The 20922-nt window shown below is 71.9% G+C and carries 16 protein-coding genes; 8 read left to right on the top strand and 8 right to left on the bottom strand.

Features of this window, described 5'->3' with window-relative positions:
- Positions 1 to 96: 96 nt before the first annotated feature.
- Positions 97 to 741, top strand: coding sequence for a DUF1775 domain-containing protein (locus FNH09_RS31940; RefSeq protein ID WP_152893390.1), 645 nt, complete (start codon positions 97 to 99; stop codon positions 739 to 741).
- A gap of 22 nt (positions 742 to 763) precedes the next feature.
- Here FNH09_RS31940 and FNH09_RS31935 read toward each other — a convergent pair whose 3' ends face one another.
- Both FNH09_RS31935 and FNH09_RS31930 read right to left on the bottom strand, forming a co-directional pair.
- A complete protein-coding gene (locus tag FNH09_RS31935; protein WP_152893389.1) occupies positions 764 to 1465 on the bottom strand; it encodes a response regulator in 702 nt (233 codons plus the stop codon).
- A gap of 233 nt (positions 1466 to 1698) precedes the next feature.
- Complete coding sequence (locus FNH09_RS31930; protein WP_162469392.1) at positions 1699 to 2163, bottom strand: cyclic nucleotide-binding domain-containing protein; 465 nt, start codon at positions 2161 to 2163, stop codon at positions 1699 to 1701.
- 308 nt (positions 2164 to 2471) lie between these two features.
- On the opposite strand from FNH09_RS31930, the gene FNH09_RS31925 reads away from it, so the two are divergent.
- The 3 genes from FNH09_RS31925 to FNH09_RS31915 all read left to right on the top strand — a co-directional run bounded on the left by FNH09_RS31925 (position 2472) and on the right by FNH09_RS31915 (position 5096).
- Positions 2472 to 3098, top strand: coding sequence for a DoxX family membrane protein (locus tag FNH09_RS31925; RefSeq protein WP_152893388.1), 627 nt, complete (start codon positions 2472 to 2474; stop codon positions 3096 to 3098).
- Positions 3099 to 3263: 165 nt separating this feature from the next.
- Positions 3264 to 4169, top strand: coding sequence for a universal stress protein (locus FNH09_RS31920; protein ID WP_152893387.1), 906 nt, complete (start codon positions 3264 to 3266; stop codon positions 4167 to 4169).
- A 54-nt stretch (positions 4170 to 4223) separates the two neighbouring features.
- Positions 4224 to 5096, top strand: coding sequence for a universal stress protein (locus FNH09_RS31915; RefSeq protein ID WP_152893393.1), 873 nt, complete (start codon positions 4224 to 4226; stop codon positions 5094 to 5096).
- Positions 5097 to 5216: 120 nt separating this feature from the next.
- Here FNH09_RS31915 and FNH09_RS31910 read toward each other — a convergent pair whose 3' ends face one another.
- A complete protein-coding gene (locus FNH09_RS31910; protein ID WP_152893386.1) occupies positions 5217 to 5681 on the bottom strand; it encodes a pyridoxamine 5'-phosphate oxidase family protein in 465 nt (154 codons plus the stop codon).
- Between the two features lie 321 nt (positions 5682 to 6002).
- On the opposite strand from FNH09_RS31910, the gene FNH09_RS31905 reads away from it, so the two are divergent.
- On the top strand, positions 6003 to 7730 hold the full coding sequence (locus FNH09_RS31905; protein ID WP_162469391.1) for a GAF domain-containing protein: 1728 nt from the start codon (positions 6003 to 6005) through the stop codon (positions 7728 to 7730).
- 388 nt (positions 7731 to 8118) lie between these two features.
- On the opposite strand, the gene FNH09_RS47830 is transcribed toward FNH09_RS31905, so the two are convergent.
- From FNH09_RS47830 to FNH09_RS31885, 5 genes are all read right to left on the bottom strand, one after another.
- Entirely contained in the window at positions 8119 to 8274 is a 156-nt protein-coding gene (locus tag FNH09_RS47830) for a DUF6131 family protein (protein ID WP_202919791.1), read from the bottom strand.
- 243 nt (positions 8275 to 8517) lie between these two features.
- Positions 8518 to 9702 (bottom strand): serine hydrolase domain-containing protein, encoded by a 1185-nt coding sequence (locus FNH09_RS31900; RefSeq protein WP_152893385.1) that lies wholly within the window; start codon positions 9700 to 9702, stop codon positions 8518 to 8520.
- Between the two features lie 78 nt (positions 9703 to 9780).
- Positions 9781 to 10623 carry a hypothetical protein gene (locus FNH09_RS31895; RefSeq protein ID WP_162469390.1) on the bottom strand — a complete coding sequence of 281 codons (843 nt, stop codon included), beginning with the start codon at positions 10621 to 10623 and terminating at the stop codon, positions 9781 to 9783.
- 71 nt (positions 10624 to 10694) lie between these two features.
- Entirely contained in the window at positions 10695 to 12197 is a 1503-nt protein-coding gene (locus tag FNH09_RS31890) for an MFS transporter (RefSeq protein WP_152893384.1), read from the bottom strand.
- 167 nt (positions 12198 to 12364) lie between these two features.
- Positions 12365 to 15025 (bottom strand): lectin, encoded by a 2661-nt coding sequence (locus tag FNH09_RS31885; protein WP_152893391.1) that lies wholly within the window; start codon positions 15023 to 15025, stop codon positions 12365 to 12367.
- Between the two features lie 805 nt (positions 15026 to 15830).
- On the opposite strand from FNH09_RS31885, the gene FNH09_RS31880 reads away from it, so the two are divergent.
- From FNH09_RS31880 to FNH09_RS31870, 3 genes are all read left to right on the top strand, one after another.
- A complete protein-coding gene (locus FNH09_RS31880; RefSeq protein WP_152893383.1) occupies positions 15831 to 17720 on the top strand; it encodes an arabinofuranosidase catalytic domain-containing protein in 1890 nt (629 codons plus the stop codon).
- A 327-nt stretch (positions 17721 to 18047) separates the two neighbouring features.
- The gene (locus FNH09_RS31875; protein WP_152893382.1) at positions 18048 to 19274 is read left to right on the top strand and encodes an MFS transporter; all 1227 of its coding nucleotides are present in this window, start codon (positions 18048 to 18050) and stop codon (positions 19272 to 19274) included.
- Between the two features lie 345 nt (positions 19275 to 19619).
- Complete coding sequence (locus FNH09_RS31870) at positions 19620 to 20900, top strand: glycoside hydrolase family 16 protein (RefSeq protein ID WP_152893381.1); 1281 nt, start codon at positions 19620 to 19622, stop codon at positions 20898 to 20900.
- The last annotated feature ends 22 nt before the right edge of the window (positions 20901 to 20922 follow it).

Raw genomic sequence — 20922 nt, 5'->3', positions numbered from 1 at the left:
CACCCGCCCCTGTCCCCGCGGCACCGAAGCCGTTCCGGCCCGCTCCGCGCCCGTGTCGCACGCGTCCCGGCCGGGACTCCCGAGAGGAACCGACCCATGAAGCTGCTCTCCCCGGCCCGGACGGCCGCGGCCCTGATCACCGCGGGACTGCTGCTGGCCACGGCGACCCCCGCCTGGGCCCATGTGCACGTGCACGCCGACCAGGCGGTGGCCCCGGGCGCGACCGACGTACGCATGACGTTCCACGTGCCCAACGAGAAGGCGTCCGCGCGGACCGTCGGCGTACGGATCGAGGCACCGGAGGGTGTGCGCGGGCTGCGTGCGGAGCAGGTGACGGGCTGGACCGCCGAGCCGGCCACCTCCGGTGCCGCGGGCCGGACCGTCGGCTGGTCCGGCGGGGCGATCACCGGCGAGAACGGAGTCGACTTCGTCGTCCACCTCGACCGCGTTCCCACCGGGGTGTCCGAGCTGGCCTTCGTGGCGCGGCAGCGGTACGACGACGGCGAGGTCGTCACCTGGGACCAGAAGGCGGTGGCGGGACAGCCCGAACCGGAGCACCCCGCGCCCGTGCTGAGCCTGGCCGGGGCGTCTGCCGCCGATGCGGCGGCGCATGTCCCGACGGGCCCGGACGCCGCGTGGAAGGCGGCCGTCGTCTGCGGCGTACTGCTGGTCCTGGCGGCCGTGGGGCTTCCGGTGGCGCGGTCCGCGGCACGGCGCCGTCGCGGCACCACGGCGAGCTGAGCCGCCCGCCGGCCTTCCGCCGTCACCGAGCGGGGCGGTCGCCCTCCTCGGGGTGCTTCAGGTGGGAGGCCAGCACGGCGGCCTGCACCCGGCGCTGGACACCGAGCTTGGCCAGCAGCCTGGAGATGTGGTTCTTGACCGTCTTCTCCGACAGATAGAGCCGCGTGCCGATCTCGCGGTTGGTCAGACCGTCCCCGATCAGGGCCAGGATGTCCCGCTCCCGGGGGGACAGACCGGCCAGCTCGGGTGCGACGGAGGGCGTCTCGGCGGGGTCGGCGCGCAGCGAACGCATCAGGCGGGCCGTGGTCGCCGGGTCCAGCATCGACTGGCCGGAGGCGACCGTGCGGACGGCGGAGACCAGGTCGGAGCCCCTGATCTGCTTCAGGACATAACCCGAGGCCCCGGCCATGATGGCGTCGAGCAGCGCGTCCTCGTCGTCGAACGACGTCAGCATCAGACAGGCCAGCTCCGGCATCTGACTGCGCAGCTCCCGGCAGACCGTGATGCCGTCGCCGTCCGGGAGACGTATGTCGAGCACGGCGACGTCCGGGCGCAGTGCCGGGCCGCGTACCAGGGCATGCTCGACGGTGTCGGCGTCACCGACCACCGTGATGTCCGGTTCGGCGCCGAGCAGGTCGCTGATGCCACGTCGTACGACCTCGTGGTCGTCGAGCAGGAAGACACGGATCGGATTCTGCTCCGTGAAGGTGCGTGTCTCGGTCATGGCGACCCCCTGTTCCCTGTTCCCCGGTGACGGACGGACCGCGGTTGTCCGTGACGCCGATCATGCCCCGCCGGGTCCGGGCGCACCAGGGCCGACCGGCCCCACTCGACTCTGGGACACTACCCGACCGGCCCCTGGTCACGGCCCGGCGGCCCCTCCCGCCGGATCGACCGCACGGCCGGACGGCGGTCGGGGATCAGCCGTCGCGGCCCGCGCCGGTCGGCGGTCGGGGGTCAGTCGTCGCGGCCCGCGCCGGACGGGGCGTACAGGTCGAGCAGACAGGTCCGGGCCGAGCGCAGGCGGTGGGCGAGCACGTCCCCGACCCATGGCGTGACCGTGTTGCCCAGGGCCGGGTCGTTCTGACACATCAGACGTACGGCCGTCGCGTCGAACTCGTACGCCCGGACCGGCGTCGTAGCCACGGCGCCCAGGTGCCATACGTGCGGGCTGAACAGCCAGGACCAGCCGACGAGTTCGTTGTGCCGAAGCCTCTCGACGACGGCCGCGCGGCGGCCCGGCACCCGCATGTCGAGCTCGACCGTGCCGCTGCGGATGATCCAGAACCGGTCGGCCCGGCCGCCCTCCTCGAACAGACGGGTCCCCTCGGGGAAGGACACCTCGCGGGCGACCCGCATGAGCCGCTGCCGGTGTTCGGCCGGCAGCGCGCGCAGCATGGTGGGCGTGGGGGTGGTGATCACGGCGTGCCTCCCCGGTGGGTGGTCTGGACTGCCACGGCCAGTGTGGGTCCGGGGCGCCATGGCGGGCCATGGGCCGATCGGCCCGTCGGGCCGGGCCACCCGGCTCACCGTGGGCGCCCTGCCGGGACCTCGCCGGGCAGCAGGACGCCGTCGGCCGGGCGCGGGCCCCGACGGTCCCTGGAAACAGGGCCGTTCAGCCCCACCCCGATGGACCTTCGGCATCCGGCGGCAGCCCCTCCAGGGGCCCAGAGTCGGGGGTGTCAGACAGCGAACGGACCCTCCCGCTCCGCCCCGAAGGGAACACGACCATGGCCGTGCACGAGCATCCTCACCGGAGCCCGGGTTTCCACCTGCTGCCCTTCCGCAGGAACCGGACCGCCGCCGCCGAGACCGCCGTGCCGGCCCGCATCGGCACGCCCACCGCCCAGGCCTACGCCTTCGCCGCCCTGCGTCTGCTCACCGGGTTCGTCTTCCTGTGGGCCTTCCTCGACAAGACCTTCGGCCTCGGCTACGCCACCCCTTCAGGCCGGAGCTGGCTCGACGGCGGCTCGCCCACCCAGGGCTTCCTCGGCTCGGTGGCCGCCGGGCCGCTGCGGTCCACTTTCCACGCCTGGGCCGGGGCCGCCTGGGCCGACTGGCTGTTCATGCTCGGACTGCTGGGCATCGGCGTCGCGCTCGTCGCCGGTGTGGCGCTGCGCCCCGCGGCCGCCGCGGGCACACTGATGATGGCCCTGATGTGGATGGCCGAGTGGCCGCCGGCCAAGCACCTCGCGGACGGCTCGGCGAGCATGTCGACGAACCCCTTCGTCGACTACCACGTCGTCTACGCCGTCGCCCTGATCGTCCTGGCCGCCGCATCGGCCGGTGACGTCCTCGGACTGGGCCGGATCTGGGCCGCTCTGCCGCTCGTCCGCCGCAGCCGCTGGCTGCGGTGACCCGCACGACACGCGGCGGGGCCGCCGTCCCGAGGACGAATCCCGGAGTCGGCAGGCGAGCCCCGCCATCGCACCAAGAAGCCTGCGATGCGCAGTCGAATCCCGCAGTCGGATGACGAACAGACGATTCGTGGATCGGGAACCCCGATCCGAGAGGTGGAGATCATGACCCGTCCCGTCACCGTCGGTCTCGACGGTTCACCCGAGAGCCGCGCGGCCGCCGAGTGGGCGGCCGGCGAGGCCCGGCTGCTCGGCCTGCCGCTGAAGCTCGTGCAGGTCTGGGAGCCGGTACCGGACCCCATGGCGCAGGCGCCGCTGCTCGGCACCGAGGTCCACCAGCACTGGACCGAGCGGATCCTGCGTGAGGTGGCCGAAGGCGTCCGGGAGCGCCACCCCGGGCTCGACGTGAGCACCGAGCAGCTGTCGGGCCGGCCCGCCGACGTCCTGGCCGGCGCGGCGGAGGACGCCGAACTGCTGGTTCTCGGCTCCCGCGGACTGAGCGGCGTCGGCGGGTTCGTGGTCGGCTCCGTCGGCCTGTCCGTCGTGGCCCACGCCGGGCGGCCGGTCGTCCTGGTCCGCGCCGGAGCGCAGGCCGCCGACCCGCACGGGACGGACCAGGCCGCCGCGCAGTCCACCGCGACACCGTCGCGGCCCGTCGTCCTCGGCCTCGACACCGACGGCCCGGACGACCGGCTCATCGAGTTCGCCTTCGTCGCGGCCGCCCGGCGGGGTGCGGCCCTGCGGGTCGTGCACGGCTGGAACCCGCCGCCGTACTACGCCTACGGTCTCGCGGTGGACATCGAGCTCCAGGCCGATCTGGCGCGGAGCGCGAGTGCCCGGCTGACGGAGATCCTGGGCCCGTGGCGCACGAAGTTCCCGGAGGTCGAGGTCACCGAGGAGTCCCGGTACGGCTCCCCCGGCAGCCACCTCGTCGAGGCCTCGCGCGAAGCCTGCCTGGTGGTCGTCGGCCGACGGGTCCGCCGCAGCCCGGTCGGTGCTCGCATCGGCTCGGTCACCCATGCCGTCCTGCACCACTCCGCCGCCCCCGTCGTCGTCGTACCCCACGACTGACCCGCCGCCGAGGGAGCAGAGACCATGCGTGACCGGAACGGGACGGCGAGAGCGATGGACCAGCCGGTCGTGGCCGGCGTCGACGGCTCCGCACCCAGTCTGCGGGCCGTCGACCGCGCGGCCGACGAGGCCGCACTGCGCGGTCTGCCGCTGCGCCTGGTGTACGCCTCGCTGTGGGAGCGGTACGAGGGCTCCGGCCTCGCCGGGGACCCGGACCGGCCGTCCGAGGAGGTGCGGGCCGAGGACATCGTGGCCCATGCCGCCCGGCGCGCCCACGAGCGCCGACCCGACGTGCGGGTCACCACCGAGGTGCTGCCCGAGGAGCCCGAGTACGCGCTGGTGCGGGAGAGCCGGCGTGCCTCCGTGCTGGTGCTGGGCAGCCGCGGTCGCGGCGCTCGGGCCGCGGCCCTGCTCGGTTCGGTGAGCCTGACCGTGGCCGGGCACACGCACTGTCCGCTGATCGTCGTGCGCGGCGACCACGACGAGCCGGCCCGGTCCGGCGCTCGCGGCCGTGTCGTCGTGGGTGTCGGCGAGCAGGCCGCGGGCTCGGCGGCGGTGCGCTTCGCCGTCGAGGAGGCACGGCGACGAGGGGTGCCGGTGGAAGCCGTACGCGCCTGGGAGTGTCCCGAGCACCGGAGCATCGGTCATCCGCTGCTCGCCGGAGAGCCGGCCCGGCTGCACCGGCAGCAGGCCGGGGAGACGCTCGTGGCGGCGCTGCGAGACCTCCCGGCCGACGCGGAGCTGCACGGCCGTACGGCCGAGGGGCACCCCCGAACCGTCCTCGTGGACGCCTCGCGCGACGCCGGTCTCCTGGTCGTCGGAGCCACGCCCCGGCACGGGCACCACGGGCTCCGGCTGGGCCGGGTGGCCCACGGTGTGCTGCACCACGCCGCCTGCCCGGTCGCCGTCGTGCCCGAGCTCGGGTGACCGCGGCCAGGACAGCGGGCAGGGAAGCACACGGCCTCGGCCCCCGGAGATCCGGGGGCCGAGGCCGCTGTGTGCCCGAGAGCTCCGGACGGAAGTGGGGTCCACTTCCGTCCGGAGCTCTCAGAACTCGCCCGGGCCGCCGTCCGCGGTGAGCAGGACACCGGTGATCAGGTCGGGCTGGATGCGGATCGCCTGGTCCATGGTCTGATCCACCCAGGGGCGCAGCAGCGTGTGATAGCGGGCCAGTTCACCGGGGTCGGTGACCAGGCGGGCGTAACCCGTCACCACCACGCTCCAGCCCAGGTGCGTGTCGGGGTCGATGGCGTCCGCCTCGTAGGCGACGACCACACCGGGGCCGTGGTTCTGCCGGGCGTAGGAGGTCAGGGCGGCGGCCTCATGGGTGCGGATGACGACGGCGCCGTCGTCCAGCACGTGGTTGACCGGGCGGACGGTCGGCAGCGCGTGCTGGGTGAAGACGATCCTCCCCAGGGACACGCTGCCCAGCAGGCGCAGCGCCTCGGCGCTGTCGAGTTCGACACGGCGGCGCGGTTCCGCGATGACGTGCCGGTGGCTGTCGTGAACCATGGCGGGCTTCCGTTGGTGTGTGCGGGATGGGACACGGGCGCGGTCGGCAAGGGGCCGGAGCGGGGCGGCACCGCGGGGGATCGGTGCCGCCCCTGGGTTCCACTGTCTCCCGGACCGCGACGCGTTCCTAGGGCCGATGGTCCCCGACGCAGGTCCGTACGGCTCACACCCGTCGGGGCGCGCCTGCGCGTCGGCGGCCCGCGCAGGTGCGACGAAGGTCGCATCACCCCTACCCGTACCGCCCCTTGCCTCGGGCCGGTAGCGTGACCCCCGACTGGAGCGGCCGGTGTCAGCCCGCCCGAGAAGTCGGAGGAGACGCAGGTGGGAAGCCCCGAGGAGCCCCAGGAGGCTCGTGTGCGGTTGCCGCAGCTCAGGCTGGACGAGCTGCTGGAGGAGTTGCAGGCCCGGCTGGACGCGGCCCGCGGCACCCGGGACCGGGTGCACAGCCTGCTGGAGGCGGTTCTCTCGGTCGGTCGGGAACTGGACCTGGAGCAGGCGTTGCACAGCATCGTGGAGGCGGCGGCCGTCCTGGTCGACGCCGAGTACGCGGCGCTGGGCGTGATCGGGCCGGACGGCACACGGCTGTCGGCCTTCCACACCGTGGGGGTCAGCCAGGAGCAGATCAGCCGGATCGGCCCCTTCCCGCAGGGGCACGGCATCCTCGGAGAGCTGATCCACCACCCCGAGCCGCTGCGCCTCGCGAAGATCTCCGAGCACCGGGCCTCGTACGGCTTCCCGCCCCACCACCCGCCGATGAACACCTTCCTGGGCGTGCCCATCCGGGTGCGCGACCAGGTCTTCGGAAACCTGTACCTCACCGAGAAGCGCGGCGGGGCGCAGTTCGACGAGGAGGACGAGTCGGTCCTGGCGACCCTGGCCGTGGCCGCCGGTGTCGCGATCGACAACGCCCGCCTGTACGAGGAGACCCGGCTGCGGGAGCGCTGGCTGCGGGCGAACGCGGAGATCACCCACAGCCTGATGTCCGGCGGCGGACGCACCGACGTGCTCGCCCTGATCGCCGAACGGGCCGGAGAGATCACCGGATCGGCGCTGGCCGCGGTCGCGCTGCCGATGGAGGAGACCGGGTCGCTGGCCGTGGAGATCGCCGTCGGACTGGACGCGGAGGTGCACCAGGGACTCGTGCTGCCCGTCGGGACGACCCTGATGGGGCTGGCGTTCTCCACCGCGGCACCGGTCGTCAGCACGGACGTCGCCCACGACGAACGGGTCCCGCCGGGGCCGCAGCGCTTCGAGGGACTGGGCACCGCCGTGGCCGTGCCCATCGGCACCGTCGAGGGCGGTGTCCGGGGCGTGCTCCTGCTGGCGCGGGAGAGCGGCAGGCAGCCGTTCTCGGCGACGGAGACCGAGACCCTGCTGGCCTTCGCCGCGCAGGCCGCCGTCGCGATGGAGCTGGCGCAGCGGCGGCAGGACGCCGAGGAGGTCGCGGTGCTCAAGGACCGCGACCGCATCGCCCGCGACCTGCACGACCTGGCGATCCAGCGGCTGTTCGCCACGGGCATGACGTTGCAGAGCGCGGGACGGTTCATCGAGCACCCGGAGGCCTCGGAACGCGTCGCACGGGCGGTGGACGACCTGGACGAGACCATCAAGATCATCAGGTCGACGATCTTCGGGCTGCGCGCGCGTGAGGGCGTCGAGGGGGCGGGTCTGCGGGCGCGCTCGGTGCGGATCGTGGGCGAGGCCACGCCGGTGCTGGGCTTCGCGCCCAGTATGCGGATGGAGGGGCTGGTGGACACCGACGTGCCGCGCGAGATCGCCGACCACGTGGTGGCCGTGCTCTCCGAGGCGCTCACCAACATAGCCCGGCACGCCGGCGCCGGGCGCGCGGACATCGTCCTCGCGGCGGGCTCCGGCCGGCTGTGCCTCACGGTCACGGACAACGGCGTCGGCATCGCGCCCGACGGCCGCCGCAGCGGTCTGCGCAACATGGCCGAACGTGCCGAACAGCTCGGCGGCAAGATGGAGTTGAACACCCCCGCCGGCGGCGGCACGGCTCTGGTCTGGTGGGTCCCGATACCGGCCGAGTAGAGGCGCACCGGCCGGGGCGGGGACGCGTCCGCGTCGCGGCGACACCTTCAACGCCAGGGACCCGCACGGCACTTGGGTCGCACGGTCGCGCTGCCCCAGGGTCGGTGTTCCGCATCGCCGTCAGTCATCGCGATTGTGTATGAACGGCGCATACGGGAACCCGAGGGGTGGGCATCACTACGGAACGTCAGTTTTCCACGGGGTTGGGAAGTCAGCCCCAGAGCGGGGCTCCGGGCCGTCCGACGGTGCGGAGCCCTTGCTCTGCGTCCGCACCCTGTGTCCGCGTGACAAGTTCTGTGTCCGCGTGAAGTTCCCCGTGTCCGCGTGACGTCTGCGCGGCCGGCCCTGGTCGCGGGAACCACGGCCGGCCGCGCACACGCGCGGTGCGTCACCAGTAGTGGCGACGGCCGGCGACGGCGTGTCCCACCGCTCCGAGGATCCACAGGATCGCGCCGATGACGAGCAGGATGATCCCGATGGTCCACAGGATGGCGATCCCGGTGAGGAAGCCGATGACGAGCAGAATGACGCCCAGGATGATCATGGTCTCTCCCTAGGGAGCTGATGAGGGTTCGAGGGACTCGGTGATGTCGGTCGCCTCCTCACTGCGCGCGGAGCGGTCTCCGGTGGGCGGTTCTGCGGGCGGACCCCGGTGAATGCGGTAGGCCGGTGGCGGTGCCTCCGGACGCGATCTGTACGGGCACCGGGTACCCGCATTGCGGCGTCACGCAACAGAGGCGCGGCGGGCGGGCGGACGGCCGACCTCGTCGGACCGGGACACCGCCGGTCACCGCGTGCCGCGGCCCCCGGCGCACAGCGCGTGATCCACCAGGGCGCTGCCCGCGTTCTCCTGCTCCCGGATGTGCTCCGGGGTGTCGCCGCGGGCCTCGGACATGGAGACCACGACGCTTCTCCGGCCGTCGTCGGTGACGCCGTTGAGGGTGATGTACCCGCCGTCGCCGCCCTCGTGGCTCCAGTAGGTTCCGCCGCAGCTCAGCGGTCGCTCGACCAGGCCGAGTCCGTACCGGCCGCCGGGCCACAGCCGTTGGACCTCCGCGCTCACCGGGACGGTCCGCTTCATCTCCGCGAGCTGCCGCGGCGGCAGCAGACGGCCCGCGAGCAGCGCGCGCAGGAGGACGTTCTCGTCCCGTGTGGTCGTGACGAACGACAGGATCGTGTGGTCCACCGGCGTCTGGTCGGTGACGTCCACCCGGGAACCGGGGCCGAAGAACTCGTAGGCCCGGGCGTGCGGCCGGGGCAGCGTGGGTGAGGTGCCCAGCCATCGGGTCCGGTCGAGGCCGAGGGGGCGCAGGACGCGGTCCTCGATCTCCGTGTGGGCGGGTCGGCCCGTGGCCTTCTGGATGATCAGGCCCAGTACGACGTAGCCGGTGTTGGAGTACCCCCAGCCCTTGCCGGGCGGGAAGTCGGGCGTGTGGGCCATGGCGCGGGCCACCAGCTCTTCGGGGCTGTGGACGTCGTGGCGCTGCCGGTAGTACTCGTCCGGCGTGGTGTACCCGGGCAGGTCGTCGTGGATGCCGCTGGTGTGCCCGAGCAGTTGGCGTACGGTGATCCGCCTGCCGTCGTTGCCGTTGCCCCGGATCAGCCCGGGCAGCCAGTGCTCGACCTTGTCGTCCAGGGAGAGCCTGCCCTCGGCCTCCAGCTGGAGGACCACGGTGGCCACCAGCGTCTTGGCCGTGCTGGCCATGCGGAAGTAGCCGTCGGAGGGGACCGGGCGGCCGGTGTCCAGGTCGGCGGTGCCGCTGGTGGCGGTCGACTGCCGGCCGTCGGGTGCGATCACGCGGGCCTGCACACCGCTGACCCCGAGGGCGTGGATCGCCCGGGTGTCGTGGCGTAACCGTTCCAGCGGGGTGGGACCGGCGGGCCGGGCGACGGCGGTGGTCGTCTGGGCGGCGAGCAGCGTGGCGACGCCGAGCGCCGTCAGGCAGAGGTGCTTTCGCAGGGTTGAAGGCATGGCCGAACGCTAGTTTCGCCCTCCGACGGGGGCGATCCGGCGCACCCCCGGGCCGGAATGGGGATATCCCCCGGAGCTCTAAGGGTGCTCGCAGAGCTGGAGGACGCCCGCGAGGGAGAAGCTCAGGGCGCCGGTGAGGGTTCCCCAGTTGGCGATCCCGGCGTTCACCAGGCCGCCACTGGCAGGGCGGGTGAAGGCGGCGATCGCCGAGAGCATGAACAGGACGGAGCCGAGCTGGTTCACCGCGACGATCCACCAGCCGAGGCTGCGCCGGCGCAGGCAGAACCTGCCGTGGCAGATCTCGACGAAGCCCAGATGCCCGGAGATCAGGAACAGTACGCAGCCGATCACGTCGGGCGCCCAGACCAGCCGGTTGACCTGTTGGACGCTCAGCCCCCGCAGGAAGGAGTCCAGCAGGGAGACGGCGAAGACCAGGGTGCCCGCGAACAGGACGAAGGCGCACAGCCAGTCCACCCGCATCGGCTCGTAGCTCCACCAACGCCAGCGTGGGGTGATCAGCCGTCCCTCGCCGCCGCCGGTGTGACGGGGCGCGTTGATCACCTGAAGCAGCGAGACGTATCCGCCGGTGTTGAAGAACAGGCCGCCCACGAAGTAGATCGACGCGCACAGGGTGGCGTCGCCGGAGCCGAACTGGGCGACGGCGGCCCCGGCCGCGAACAGCGCCCCGCCGACGACGAAGGCGAGCGCCGAGACGAGGTTGAGCCGACGCAGCCTGCCGATGCCGACGTCGTCCGCACGGGTGTGCCGTCCGGCCCCCGCGCCGGGCGGCCGCACGGCGAGCGTGCCGCGCCGCCGGGCGATCCGTGACTCCCACACCGTGGTCGAGCCACCGGGAACGTGCCAGGTGAGCCTGGTGGTGAAAGGTCCCGCGCCCTCGGCGCACCGCTCCGGTTGCCGCACGGGCCGAGCGTAGACGGCGGACCCTGACCGGAAAGCGTACGAAACGCCCCTCACCCGCCGGGCCGGGTGCCTCAGGCGCCGGGCCGGACCGTCTCCTCGGCGCCGTCCCCCTCGGCACCGCGCCTGACCGCCCCCACGGCCCGCTCCGCGTCGGGGTGCAGCCGCCGCTCGCGCAGGTCCGCGACCGCCAGCAGCAGCGCGATCAGGCTGAAACCGACGGCGGTGAGCAGCCCGAGTTGGATGGCCGTGACGGAGTGCCCGTGGGCGGCCGCGTGCGCGAAGTACACCGCGCCCACCACGGCGATCCCAGCCGCCGAGCCGATGCGCTGCCCCGTCTGCAACACCCCGCCGGCCGCACCGGCGCGTTGCACGGGGACGCGGGTGAGGGTGAGCGTCGTATTGGGGGAGACCGTCAGCCCGGAGCCGATACCGCCGACGACCATGGGCACGGCCGTGGCCCACCCGACGCTCTCCAGAGGCACCAGCTGCACCGCCACGATCACCCCGAGCAGCCCCACCGCCACCCCGGTCAGGCCGATGACGACCAGCTTGCGTCCGTGGCGGGTCACCAGCCGGCCCCCGACGGCGGCACCGACCGCGGAGGCGGCCGCGAACGGCAGCACCGAGACACCGGCCGCCAACGCGCTGTATCCGACCGTGTTCTGGAGGAACAGGGAGTAGACGAAGAACACCGTGGTGAAGCCCGCGAAGTAGGTCAGACTGATCAGAGACCCGAAGGTGAAGGAGCGCAGGGAGAACAGCTCCAGATCGACCAGTGGCGCCCGCCCGAGCCGTCCCTGCCGTCGCTCCCACGCCCAGAACGAGGCCAGCAGCAGCGCGCCCACCGGCAGCAGCGCCCACTTCAGCCGTCCGGTCCACTGCTGCTCCTGCACCAGCGGCAGCATCAGCGCGAGCACGGCGGAGCCGAGGAGCAGCACGCCGAACAGGTCGAACTCCTCCCGCTTGCCGGTCGACGCCGGGAACCGGGGCAGCAGCCGCAGTCCCGCGCCGAACGCGGCCACCCCGATGGGCAGGTTGACGAAGAACACCCAGCGCCAGCCGTCGTCGGTGCCGACGGCGTCGATCAGCAGGCCGCCCGCCAGCGGGCCCGCCGCCGTGGAGATCCCGATGACGCTGCCGAGCAGACCGAAGGCCTTGGCCCGCTCGGCGCCCTGGAACATCTGCTGGATCAGCCCCGAGGTCTGCGGGGCGACCATGCCGGCCGCCGCGCCCTGGATCAGCCGGAACACCACCAGCCAGGAGGCGCTGGGAGCGAGCCCGCAGGCCGCCGAGGCCAGCGTGAACACGGCCAGCCCCGCCAGGAACGCCCGGCGCCGCCCGTGCATGTCGCCCAGCCGGCCCGCGGGCACCAGGACCAGCCCGAAGGCCAGCGCGTACCCGGAGACCACCCAGGACTGGGCGGCCTCCGAGGCGGCGAGTCCGTGTTCCATCGAGGGCAGCGCCACGTTCACGATCGAGGTGTCGAGCAGCGAGATGAAGCCCGCCGTCAGACAGACCGCGAGCGCCTTCCACCGTCGATTGTCGGGGGCGGGCCGGGTCTGGACTGTGGTCATGGGGTCACGCTAAGCAGCAACCCCGGCCAACCGGTGGAAGGAGCCCTTCCGCGCGCGTCGTAGGCCGCCGGGCCCGTGCCCCGGTTCCCGGGTAGAGCTCGGGGAACCGGGGCACGGGCCCGGGTGCGGGGCGCGGCGGTGCGGGGCGCCGGTGCCGGTGTCGGACGTCAGGCCGCGGGCAGGCCCCATTTCTGTGCCGCGGTGCCGTTGCAGGTGTAGATCTGGAGCCGGGTGCCTTCCGTGGTGGAGGAGTTCGGGTCGTCCAGGCACAGACCCGAATTCGTGTTCTTCAGGGAGCCGTCGGATCCGACGGTCCACTTCTGGGCGCCGGTTCCGTTGCAGGTGTAGAGCTGTACGAGGGTGCCGTTCGTGGTTCCGCTGTTGGTGACGTCGAGACACTTGCCGAGGGTGCGCAGGGTGCCGTCGGTCGCGATGTTCCAGTCCTGGGCGTAGGTGCCGTTGCAGGTCCACAGCCGGATCGCGGTGGAGTCGGCGGTGCCGGAGTTCGCGTCGTCGATGCACTGGCTCGCGGTGACCCCGGAGGTGACGGGACCGACGCGGGGCTTGGCCGGGGCGGTCGTGTCACCGGGATAGGAAGGGGGCGCGGCGGACGCGGAGGCCGCCCAGGCGGTGTTCGGGGCGGTGCCGAGGGTGAAGGAGAGGGTGCCGCCCGAGGTGATCGCGGAGGTGGGGGCGTAGGCGTTGTTCCAGGCTGTCCCGTTGAACGTCGCGGACTGCACATAGGGCGCGTTGTCCGCGGCGCCGTTGCCGTTGATCGTCAGGGTCGCACCGGACGGCAGCGTGATCACGGCCTGGGAGAACACCGGCGAGCCGAGCGCGAGGTCGGCGGTGCCCGGGGTCATCGGGAACATGCCCAGCGCGGACCACACGTACCAGGCGCTCATGGCACCCAGGTCGTCGTTGCCGTCGGCCAGCCCGGCGGGGCTGTTCGACCAGATCTGCTGCTGGACGGAGCGCACGGTCGCCTGGGTCTTGTACGGGGCGCCGATGTAGTCGTACTCCCACGGCAGTTCGATGCTGGGCTCGTTGCCGACCCAGGCGTAGCCGTTGGCGCCGGTGTAGCTGCGCAGCACGGTGTCGAGGTAGTGGCTCATCGCGGTGTTGCCGCCCTTGGCGGTGGCGAGTCCGGCCACGTTGAAGGGCACCATGCCGGTGTAGATCCAGGAGTCCGCCTCGACCATGTCCGTGCCGCTGGTGGGGTCGAAGCCCGAGGTCCAGGACCCGTTGGCGTTGCGGGGCTGGACGAAGCCGGAGGCGGGGTTCAGCGTGTTGCGCCAGTCCTGCGCGCGATGGGCGTACTTCTGCCGGCTCGCGGTGTCGCCGAGGGCGCCGGCGAACGCGGAGAGCGCGAAGTCGGCGGTGTCGTACTCCAGGGTCGTGGCGACGGGGCCGTAGAAGTTGCAGCAGCCGTAGCTGCCGTCGTGGGGTTCGTATCCCGGGCTGTCGAGGTAGTTCAGGCCCGGTCGGTCGTTGTTGGCCGTGCTCGCCTGCTTCAGCAGACCGGCCAGCGCCGTGGCGGTGTCGAAGTCCCGGGCGCCGAAGGCGTAGTAGTCGGCGATGATCGCGGCCGCCGGGTCACCGACCATGACGTAGGACTCGCCGTTGTTCTCCGACCACTTGGGGAAGATCCCGGTCTGGGTGTAGTCGTCGGTCATCGACTGGGCGGTGTCCGAGGCGACCTGCGGGCTGACCAGCGCCTCCAGTTGGGCCTGGGAGCGGTAGATGTCCCACCCGGAGTAGTTGGCGTAGGCGGCGCGATGTCCGGCGGCCACGGTGTGCGTCTTGCCGTCGAACCCGTAGTACTGGCCGTTGGTGTCGCTGATGACGTTCGGGTGCAGCAGCGAGTGGTAGAGCGCGGTGTAGAAGATCTGCTGCTGGTCGTTGGTGCCGCCGGCGATCTGGATCTTGCCGAGTGCCGCGTCCCAGGCGGAGTGGGCGGCGCCGCGCACGCTGTCGAAGTTCCAGCCGGTGTTCTCGGCGGTGCGGTTGGCGACGGCGTTCGCGACGGACACGTAGGAGACGCCGACCTTGGCCTGGACGACCTGGTTCGCGCTGGTGTCGAACGTGACGTGCCCGTTGGACGCGGCCACCGCCTGCGCCTGCGCCTTGGCCTGCGCCTTGGCCTGCGCCGACGGCGCGAGTGCGCTGCCGCTGGAGGCGAACGGCCGGTCGAAGACCATGTCGAAGTAGACCGTGTAGGTGTTCCCGGCCCCACAGAACTTTCCGCTTGTGACCTGGCCGCTGACCTCGGTGCTTGAGACCACGTTGAACTGGGTCGAGGTGCCGCCGTTCTGGCTGCCGGTCAGTTTGAAGAGCAGGTTGGCCTGGGTGGTCGCGGGGAAAGTGAAGCGCGCCATGCCGCTGCGGGTGGTGGTGGTGAGTTCCGTGGTCACCTTGTTGTCGAGGGCGACCTTGTAGGACCCGGCCGAGGCGGACTCGTTGGCGTGGGAGAAGGACGCCGACGCGTTGTTGACGACGGCACCCACCGTGGGCAGCACGGGTATGTCACCGGCCGCACCGCACCCCGGCCCCGCGATGTGGGTGAGACTGAACCCGGTGATCGAGGAGTCCTTGTACTCGTATCCGCCGCCCGGGGGTCGCGACGAGGTGTCGGGACTCCACTGCACCATCCCGAACGGCACGTCCGCGCCCGGGAAGTCGTTGGCGTCGTTGGACGTGCCGATGAACGGGTTGACCAGGTCGGCCGGTGCCGTCACGAGTTCGGCCCGCTGCGGGGGCGCCGCCCAGGCGGCGGGGGCGGGCAGGACGGACCCGCCCAGGAGCGCGGCGGCGAAGGCGGCACCCATGGCCGCGCCGAGCCTGGGGCGACGTAAGGGGCGTCTGCTGTCGGCGGGCCGGCGGACACCGGCCGGAGTGGGGGACATCGCGATCTGCCTCCTGAGGAGATGCGGCGGGGGAGCAGGGTGACAACGTTGTCTGCCGAGCTGCCGTCTCTCGTACGGGAGGCAGGCGGGAGGCGGACCCCGGTCGCCTGGTCGCGACAACGTTGTCTGGTTGTGCCTGGAAGGCGTGCGACCTGAACGTCGGTGCAGGGGTTCGGATGTGTTGCCGCGCCGGAGGGCCGTTGCCCGACCCGCTCCGGAGCACTTCGGAAGGTAGCTACAGGTCGTGTGCACGTCAATAGAGTGGGTGCGGTTCCGTCCGTGACGCACCGGCCGCCGGTGTCGCGCCGGGAGCGGCTCTGTTGATTGCTGTGGGTTCATGGGTGGGAGGCCGAAGCAGGCTCGGGTGGCGATGGCTGGATCTGTTTGAATCAGCGCCGCGGCCGGCCCTCCGTCATCGATGGCGGTTGCCGCCGCTCCGGCGTGGTGAGCGCTTTCTGTTCGCGCCGCCGTCCTCCGGCATCTGCGTAACGTGAGGTCAGGGCCGTGGATGCCGAATCCAGTGTGCGGGTGTGGGTGCCCGTGGGGCCGAACGGTGAGGTGCGGTGGCGGGAGCGGGCCCGTATCGGCACCCAGCAAAGTACGTACCAACCGAAGCCACAAATATTGACGTCTTCAAACAGGCTGCGTAGGTTCCGAGCCGGTCGACGCGCGGCCCGTCCGTGCAGGCGTACGTCCGGTCAAGGCTCGTCCTCGGAGGAGATATGTCATGCCTATAACAAGATTCTCTTGGGCTGGGGCAGCGTTAAGCAGGGCTGCCGCCCCCGGTCGGCGAGCGGCGCGGGCGGTGGCGGTCGCGGTGTCGGCGCTCGGACTGGCCCTCGGCGCCCTGATCGGCTTCCCCGGCGCGTCGCAGGCGGCCGGCTCCCTTCCCTGCGACATCTACGGCGGCGCCGGCACGGCCTGCGTGGCCGCGCACAGCACGGTGCGCGCCCTGTACTCCGCGTACAACGGACCGCTCTACCAGGTCACCCGCGCCTCGGACGGCGCGAGGAGCGACGTCGGTCTGCTGGCGGCGGGCGGTTACGCGAACGCGGCACAGCAGGACACGTTCTGCGCGAACACGACCTGCCGCATCACGAAGATCTACGACCAGAGCCCGCGGCACAACGACCTCACACCGGGGCCCGCGGGCACCGCCGGGGGCGTCGACCGGGGCGCCGACGCGAGCGAGATCGCCGTGACCGCGGGCGGTCACAAGGCGTACGGCATCTGGATCTCGCCCGGCGTCGGGTACCGCTACACGGGAGTGGCGTCGGGCGTCGCCGTCAACGGTCAGCCCGAGGGCGCCTACATGGTGGCCAGCGGCACACACGTCGGCTCCGACTGCTGCTTCGACTACGGCAACGCCGAGAGCACCCCGGCCGACACCGGCAACGGCCACATGGACGCCGTCAGCATCGCGACCACGTGCTACTTCGCGCCGTGCACCGGTTCGGGACCGTGGGTCGAGGCCGACCTGGAGAACGGCATGTTCCAGGGCGACAACGGCTCCAACACCGCCAACCGCGGCAACAACAGCGCGTTCGTCACGGCCGTGCTGAAGAACGACGGACAGACGAAATACGCCCTCAAGGGCGGAAACTCCCAGTCGGGGGCCCTGACGACCTGGTGGGACGGAGGTCTGCCCACCCGCGGCGGCTACCGGCCGATGCAACAGGAGGGCGGCATCATCCTCGGCATCGGCGGGGACAACAGCAACCGCAACAGGGGCACCTTCTTCGAGGGCGTCATGGTCGCCGGCTACCCGACCGACGCCGCGGAGAACGCGGTCCAGGCGAACATCGTCTCCGTCGGATACTCCGGTCGGACGGACGTGCCCAACGGCCCGCAGGGAACGATCACCGGTCCCGGCGGCAAGTGCGTCGACGTCGCCGCCGACGACACCGGAACCAACGGTACGGCCGTCCAGCTGTGGGACTGCCAGACCTACGCCGAGGACCAGCACTGGACCCACCAGGCGGACGGCTCGCTGGCGACGATCGGACGGTGTCTGGACATCGTCGGCAACGGCACCGCGAACGGCGCCAAGGCCGAGTTGTGGGACTGCAACGGGGTGGGCGGCCAGAAGTGGGTGCAGCAGGCCGACGGCTCGCTGCTCAACCCGCAGTCGGGCCGCTGCCTCGACTCGCCCAGCGGGGCCACCGGGAACGGTACGGTGCTCCAGATCTGGGACTGCAACGGCTCCGCGGCCCAGAAGTTCGCCGTGAACGGCGGAGCCGCGGTCACCGGCCCGGGGAGCAAGTGCGTCGACGTCGCCGCCGACGACACCGGCGGCAACGGTACGGCCGTCCAGCTGTGGGACTGCCAGGCCTGGGCGGTGGACCAGCACTGGGCGCGCCGCACGGACACCTCGCTGGCCACGCTCGGGCGGTGCCTGGACATCAACGGCAACGGCACCGCGAACGGTACCGAGGTCGAGTTGTGGGACTGCAACGGGGTGGGCGGCCAGAAGTGGGTGCAGCAGGCCGACGGTTCGCTGCTCAACCCGCAGTCGGGCCGCTGCCTCGACTCGCCCGACGGCGCGACGGCGAACGGCACCCGCCTGCGGATCTGGGACTGCAACGGCTCCGCGGCCCAGAAGTTCACGCTGCACTGACCCGGCCGCGCGGCCGGTCCGGGCACCGGCCAGGTGCCCGGACGGCTCCCGCCCGGAGGAGACCGAACCGACAGGCGTGACGCAGGTCACTCGCCAGTCGGCCGGATCTTGGAATGGGTGGGTTTCCGCCACTGTTGGCTTGATGGGGGCTTAGGGCCTGTGGTGCGCATCAGTCCGATCCGATGCGCACCACAGGCCCTAGGCCTGTTCCGAGGGTGTGCTGCGCGACGAGGCTCAGTGCGACGGGTCACGGGAGCTGGAGACGATCCAGGCCTTTTTCCTGCCCCTCGTTCCTGGATCGCTGTCTTCGAAGGGTTTCTCTGCGCCATGCCACTTGCCTTGCTGGCCCTGGCTGTCGTCGCGTTCGGCATCGGAACGACCGAATTCGCCACGATGGGGCTGCTGCCCCAGATCGCCGACGGCATCGGTGTGTCCGTGCCCCACGCGGGCAACCTCGTGTCGGCCTACGCGCTCGGCGTGGTCGTCGGCGCCCCGGTACTGACGGGCATCTGCGCACGGGTTCCCCACAAGCGCTTGCTGCTCCTCCTGACCGGCCTGTTCGTGATCGGCAACGTCGCGTCCGCGTTCGCCCCGGGCTTCGGTCTCCTGTTCGCCGCCCGTTTCCTTGCCGGGCTGCCGCACGGGGCGCTGTTCGGCGTGGGCGCCGTCGTGGCCTCCCGGCTGGTCGCTCCCGAACGGGCCGCGCGCGCGGTGTCGAAGATGTTCCTCGGGCTCACCATCGCGAACATCGTCGGTGTCCCGGCCGGCACGGCCCTCGGGCAGGAGTTCGGCTGGCGGGCCGCCTACGCCGCGGTCGGCGTCATCGGCGTCATCGCGCTCGTCGCGCTGGCGCTGTTCGTCCCCGACCAGCCGCGCGGTGCGCAGTCCGGCATCCGGCACGAGCTGCGCGCCATGGGCAACAGGCAGGTGGTGATCGGCCTGGCCACCGCGGTCGTGGGCTTCGGCGGGTTCTTCGCCGTCTACAGCTACCTGGTGCCCATGCTGACCAACCTGACGGGCATATCCGACTCCTCCACCACCCTGGTCCTCGCGCTCTACGGCGTCGGGATGACCCTCGGCACGCTGGTCGCGGGCCCGCTCACGGACCGTGCCCTGCGCCCCACCCTGTACGCGGGGCTCGCGCTGCTCGCCGCGGCGCTGGTGACGTTCTACTTCACGGTCCACAGCACGGTGCCCGCCCTGCTGACGATCACCTTCATCGGCGCGATGGGCTCCCTGATCACCACGCCCGTCCAGATGCTGCTCATGGCCAAGGCGAAGGACGCCCCCACGATGGCGGCCGCGTCCAACCACTCCGCCTTCAACCTGGCCAACGCGGGCGGCGCCTGGCTGGGCGGCCTGGCCATCTCGGCGGGCTGGGGCTGGGGCTCGCCCAACCTGGTCGGCGCGGCGCTCGCGGTGGCGGGCCTGGGCCTGGCCGTAGTCGGCGGGCTCGTCGACCGTGGCGACTCCGGCTCCGTCGTGATCACCTCGTCCGGTGCGGAAGCCCCGGCGTCCGCCGGTCGGACCGCGGCGGCCCAGGGCCGCGACTGACCCGCTCACCGCCCCTCGACCTCGGCCCCCGGCAACCGTCGGGGGCCGAGGTGTATCCGGACCGCCGCGCAGCCGCTTAAGCGGAGTGGTCCGTCTTAATTGCAGGTTAAACGGGTCTTAAGCTGCCCTGGGCCGAGTCGACCTTTTCAACTAACCGCAGGTCAGAGGGATTTGGGGAATCGCGTTCCGATTGGCGGTGGTGGCGATCGTGCGTATCGTCTGGTCCACCGACGACGCGCGCCGCGTATGTGAGAGCGCTCTCAGCAGCTCGCCCGCCCGCGCGTCCGGTGTGCACCGACCGGTGTCCGATCCGGAAGTTCCCCACAGACAAGGTGTGTTCCCGCCATGGCCGCTCACCGCGCTCGTCGATGGTCGTTCGGAGGGCTGGCGTGCCTCGCGGCCGCCGCCCTGACCACCGCCGTCCTCTTCAACACGTCAGGTCCCGCCGCGAACCGTGCCAGCGCGGCCACGGTGCAGACCTGGTCCGACGACTTCGACGGCGCCGCGGGCAGCGCGCCCAACTCCTCGAAGTGGACCCTGGAGACGGGCGGCGGCGGCAACGGCAACCACGAGTTGCAGTACTACACCAACAGCACCAACAACGCGGCGCTCGACGGCAACGGCAACCTGGTCATCACCGCCCGCAAGAACGGCGACACCGGACTCCAGTGCTGGTACGGCACCTGCCAGTACACGTCGGCACGGCTGAACACGGCGAAGACGTTCACCCAGGCGTACGGCCACTACGAGGCCCGCATCAAGGTCCCGCGCGGCCAGGGCGTCTGGCCGGCCTTCTGGATGCTGGGCGACAACCTCGGCAGCGCGGGATGGCCGAACAGCGGCGAGATCGACATCATGGAGAACATCGGCAAGGAGCCCGGCACGGTGCACGGCACCATCCACGGCCCGGGCTACTCCGGCGCCGGTGGCATCGGCGCGGCGTACACCCTGCCCAACGGCAAGGCGTTCGCGGACGACTTCCACGTCTTCGCCGTCGACTGGAGCCCCAACGCGATCACCTGGTCGGTGGACGGCCAGAATTACGAGACCCGCACCCCGGCCGACGTCAACGGCAACAAGTGGGTCTACGACCACCCGTTCTTCATCATCCTGAACTTCGCGGTCGGCGGTGACTGGCCCGGCAGCCCCGACTCCGGCACCTCCTTCCCACAGACCATGACCGTCGACTACGTCCACGTCACCACCTCGGACACCGGGTCCGGGTCGGGCTCCGGCGGCACGAGCCGCACCGGCGCCATCAAGGGCATCGGCGACATGTGCGTGGACGTCGCGGGCGCCTCCAGCGCTGACGAGACCCCGATCCAGCTGCACAACTGCAACGGAGCCGACGCCCAGAAGTGGACGCTGGGCAGCGACGGGACCGTAAGGGCCCTGGGCAAGTGCCTCGACGTCAAGGCCGCTTCGCACGACGACGGCGCCGCCGTCCAGCTCTACACCTGCAACGGGACCAAGGCCCAGCAGTGGACCTACACCGCTGCCCGCGACCTGACCAACACCGGCGCGGACAAGTGCCTGGACGCCAAGGGCAACTCCTCCGCCGACGGCACCCGCCTCCAGATCTGGACGTGCTCCGGCAACGCCAACCAGAAGTGGACCGTCGGCTGACCCGACCGGCCCGGACCCCGCC

It is taken from the genome of Streptomyces adustus (genome assembly GCF_009377175.1).
GTDB classification, from domain to species: domain Bacteria; phylum Actinomycetota; class Actinomycetes; order Streptomycetales; family Streptomycetaceae; genus Streptomyces; species Streptomyces adustus.
This window is presented reverse-complemented; position numbering and strand designations above follow the sequence as displayed.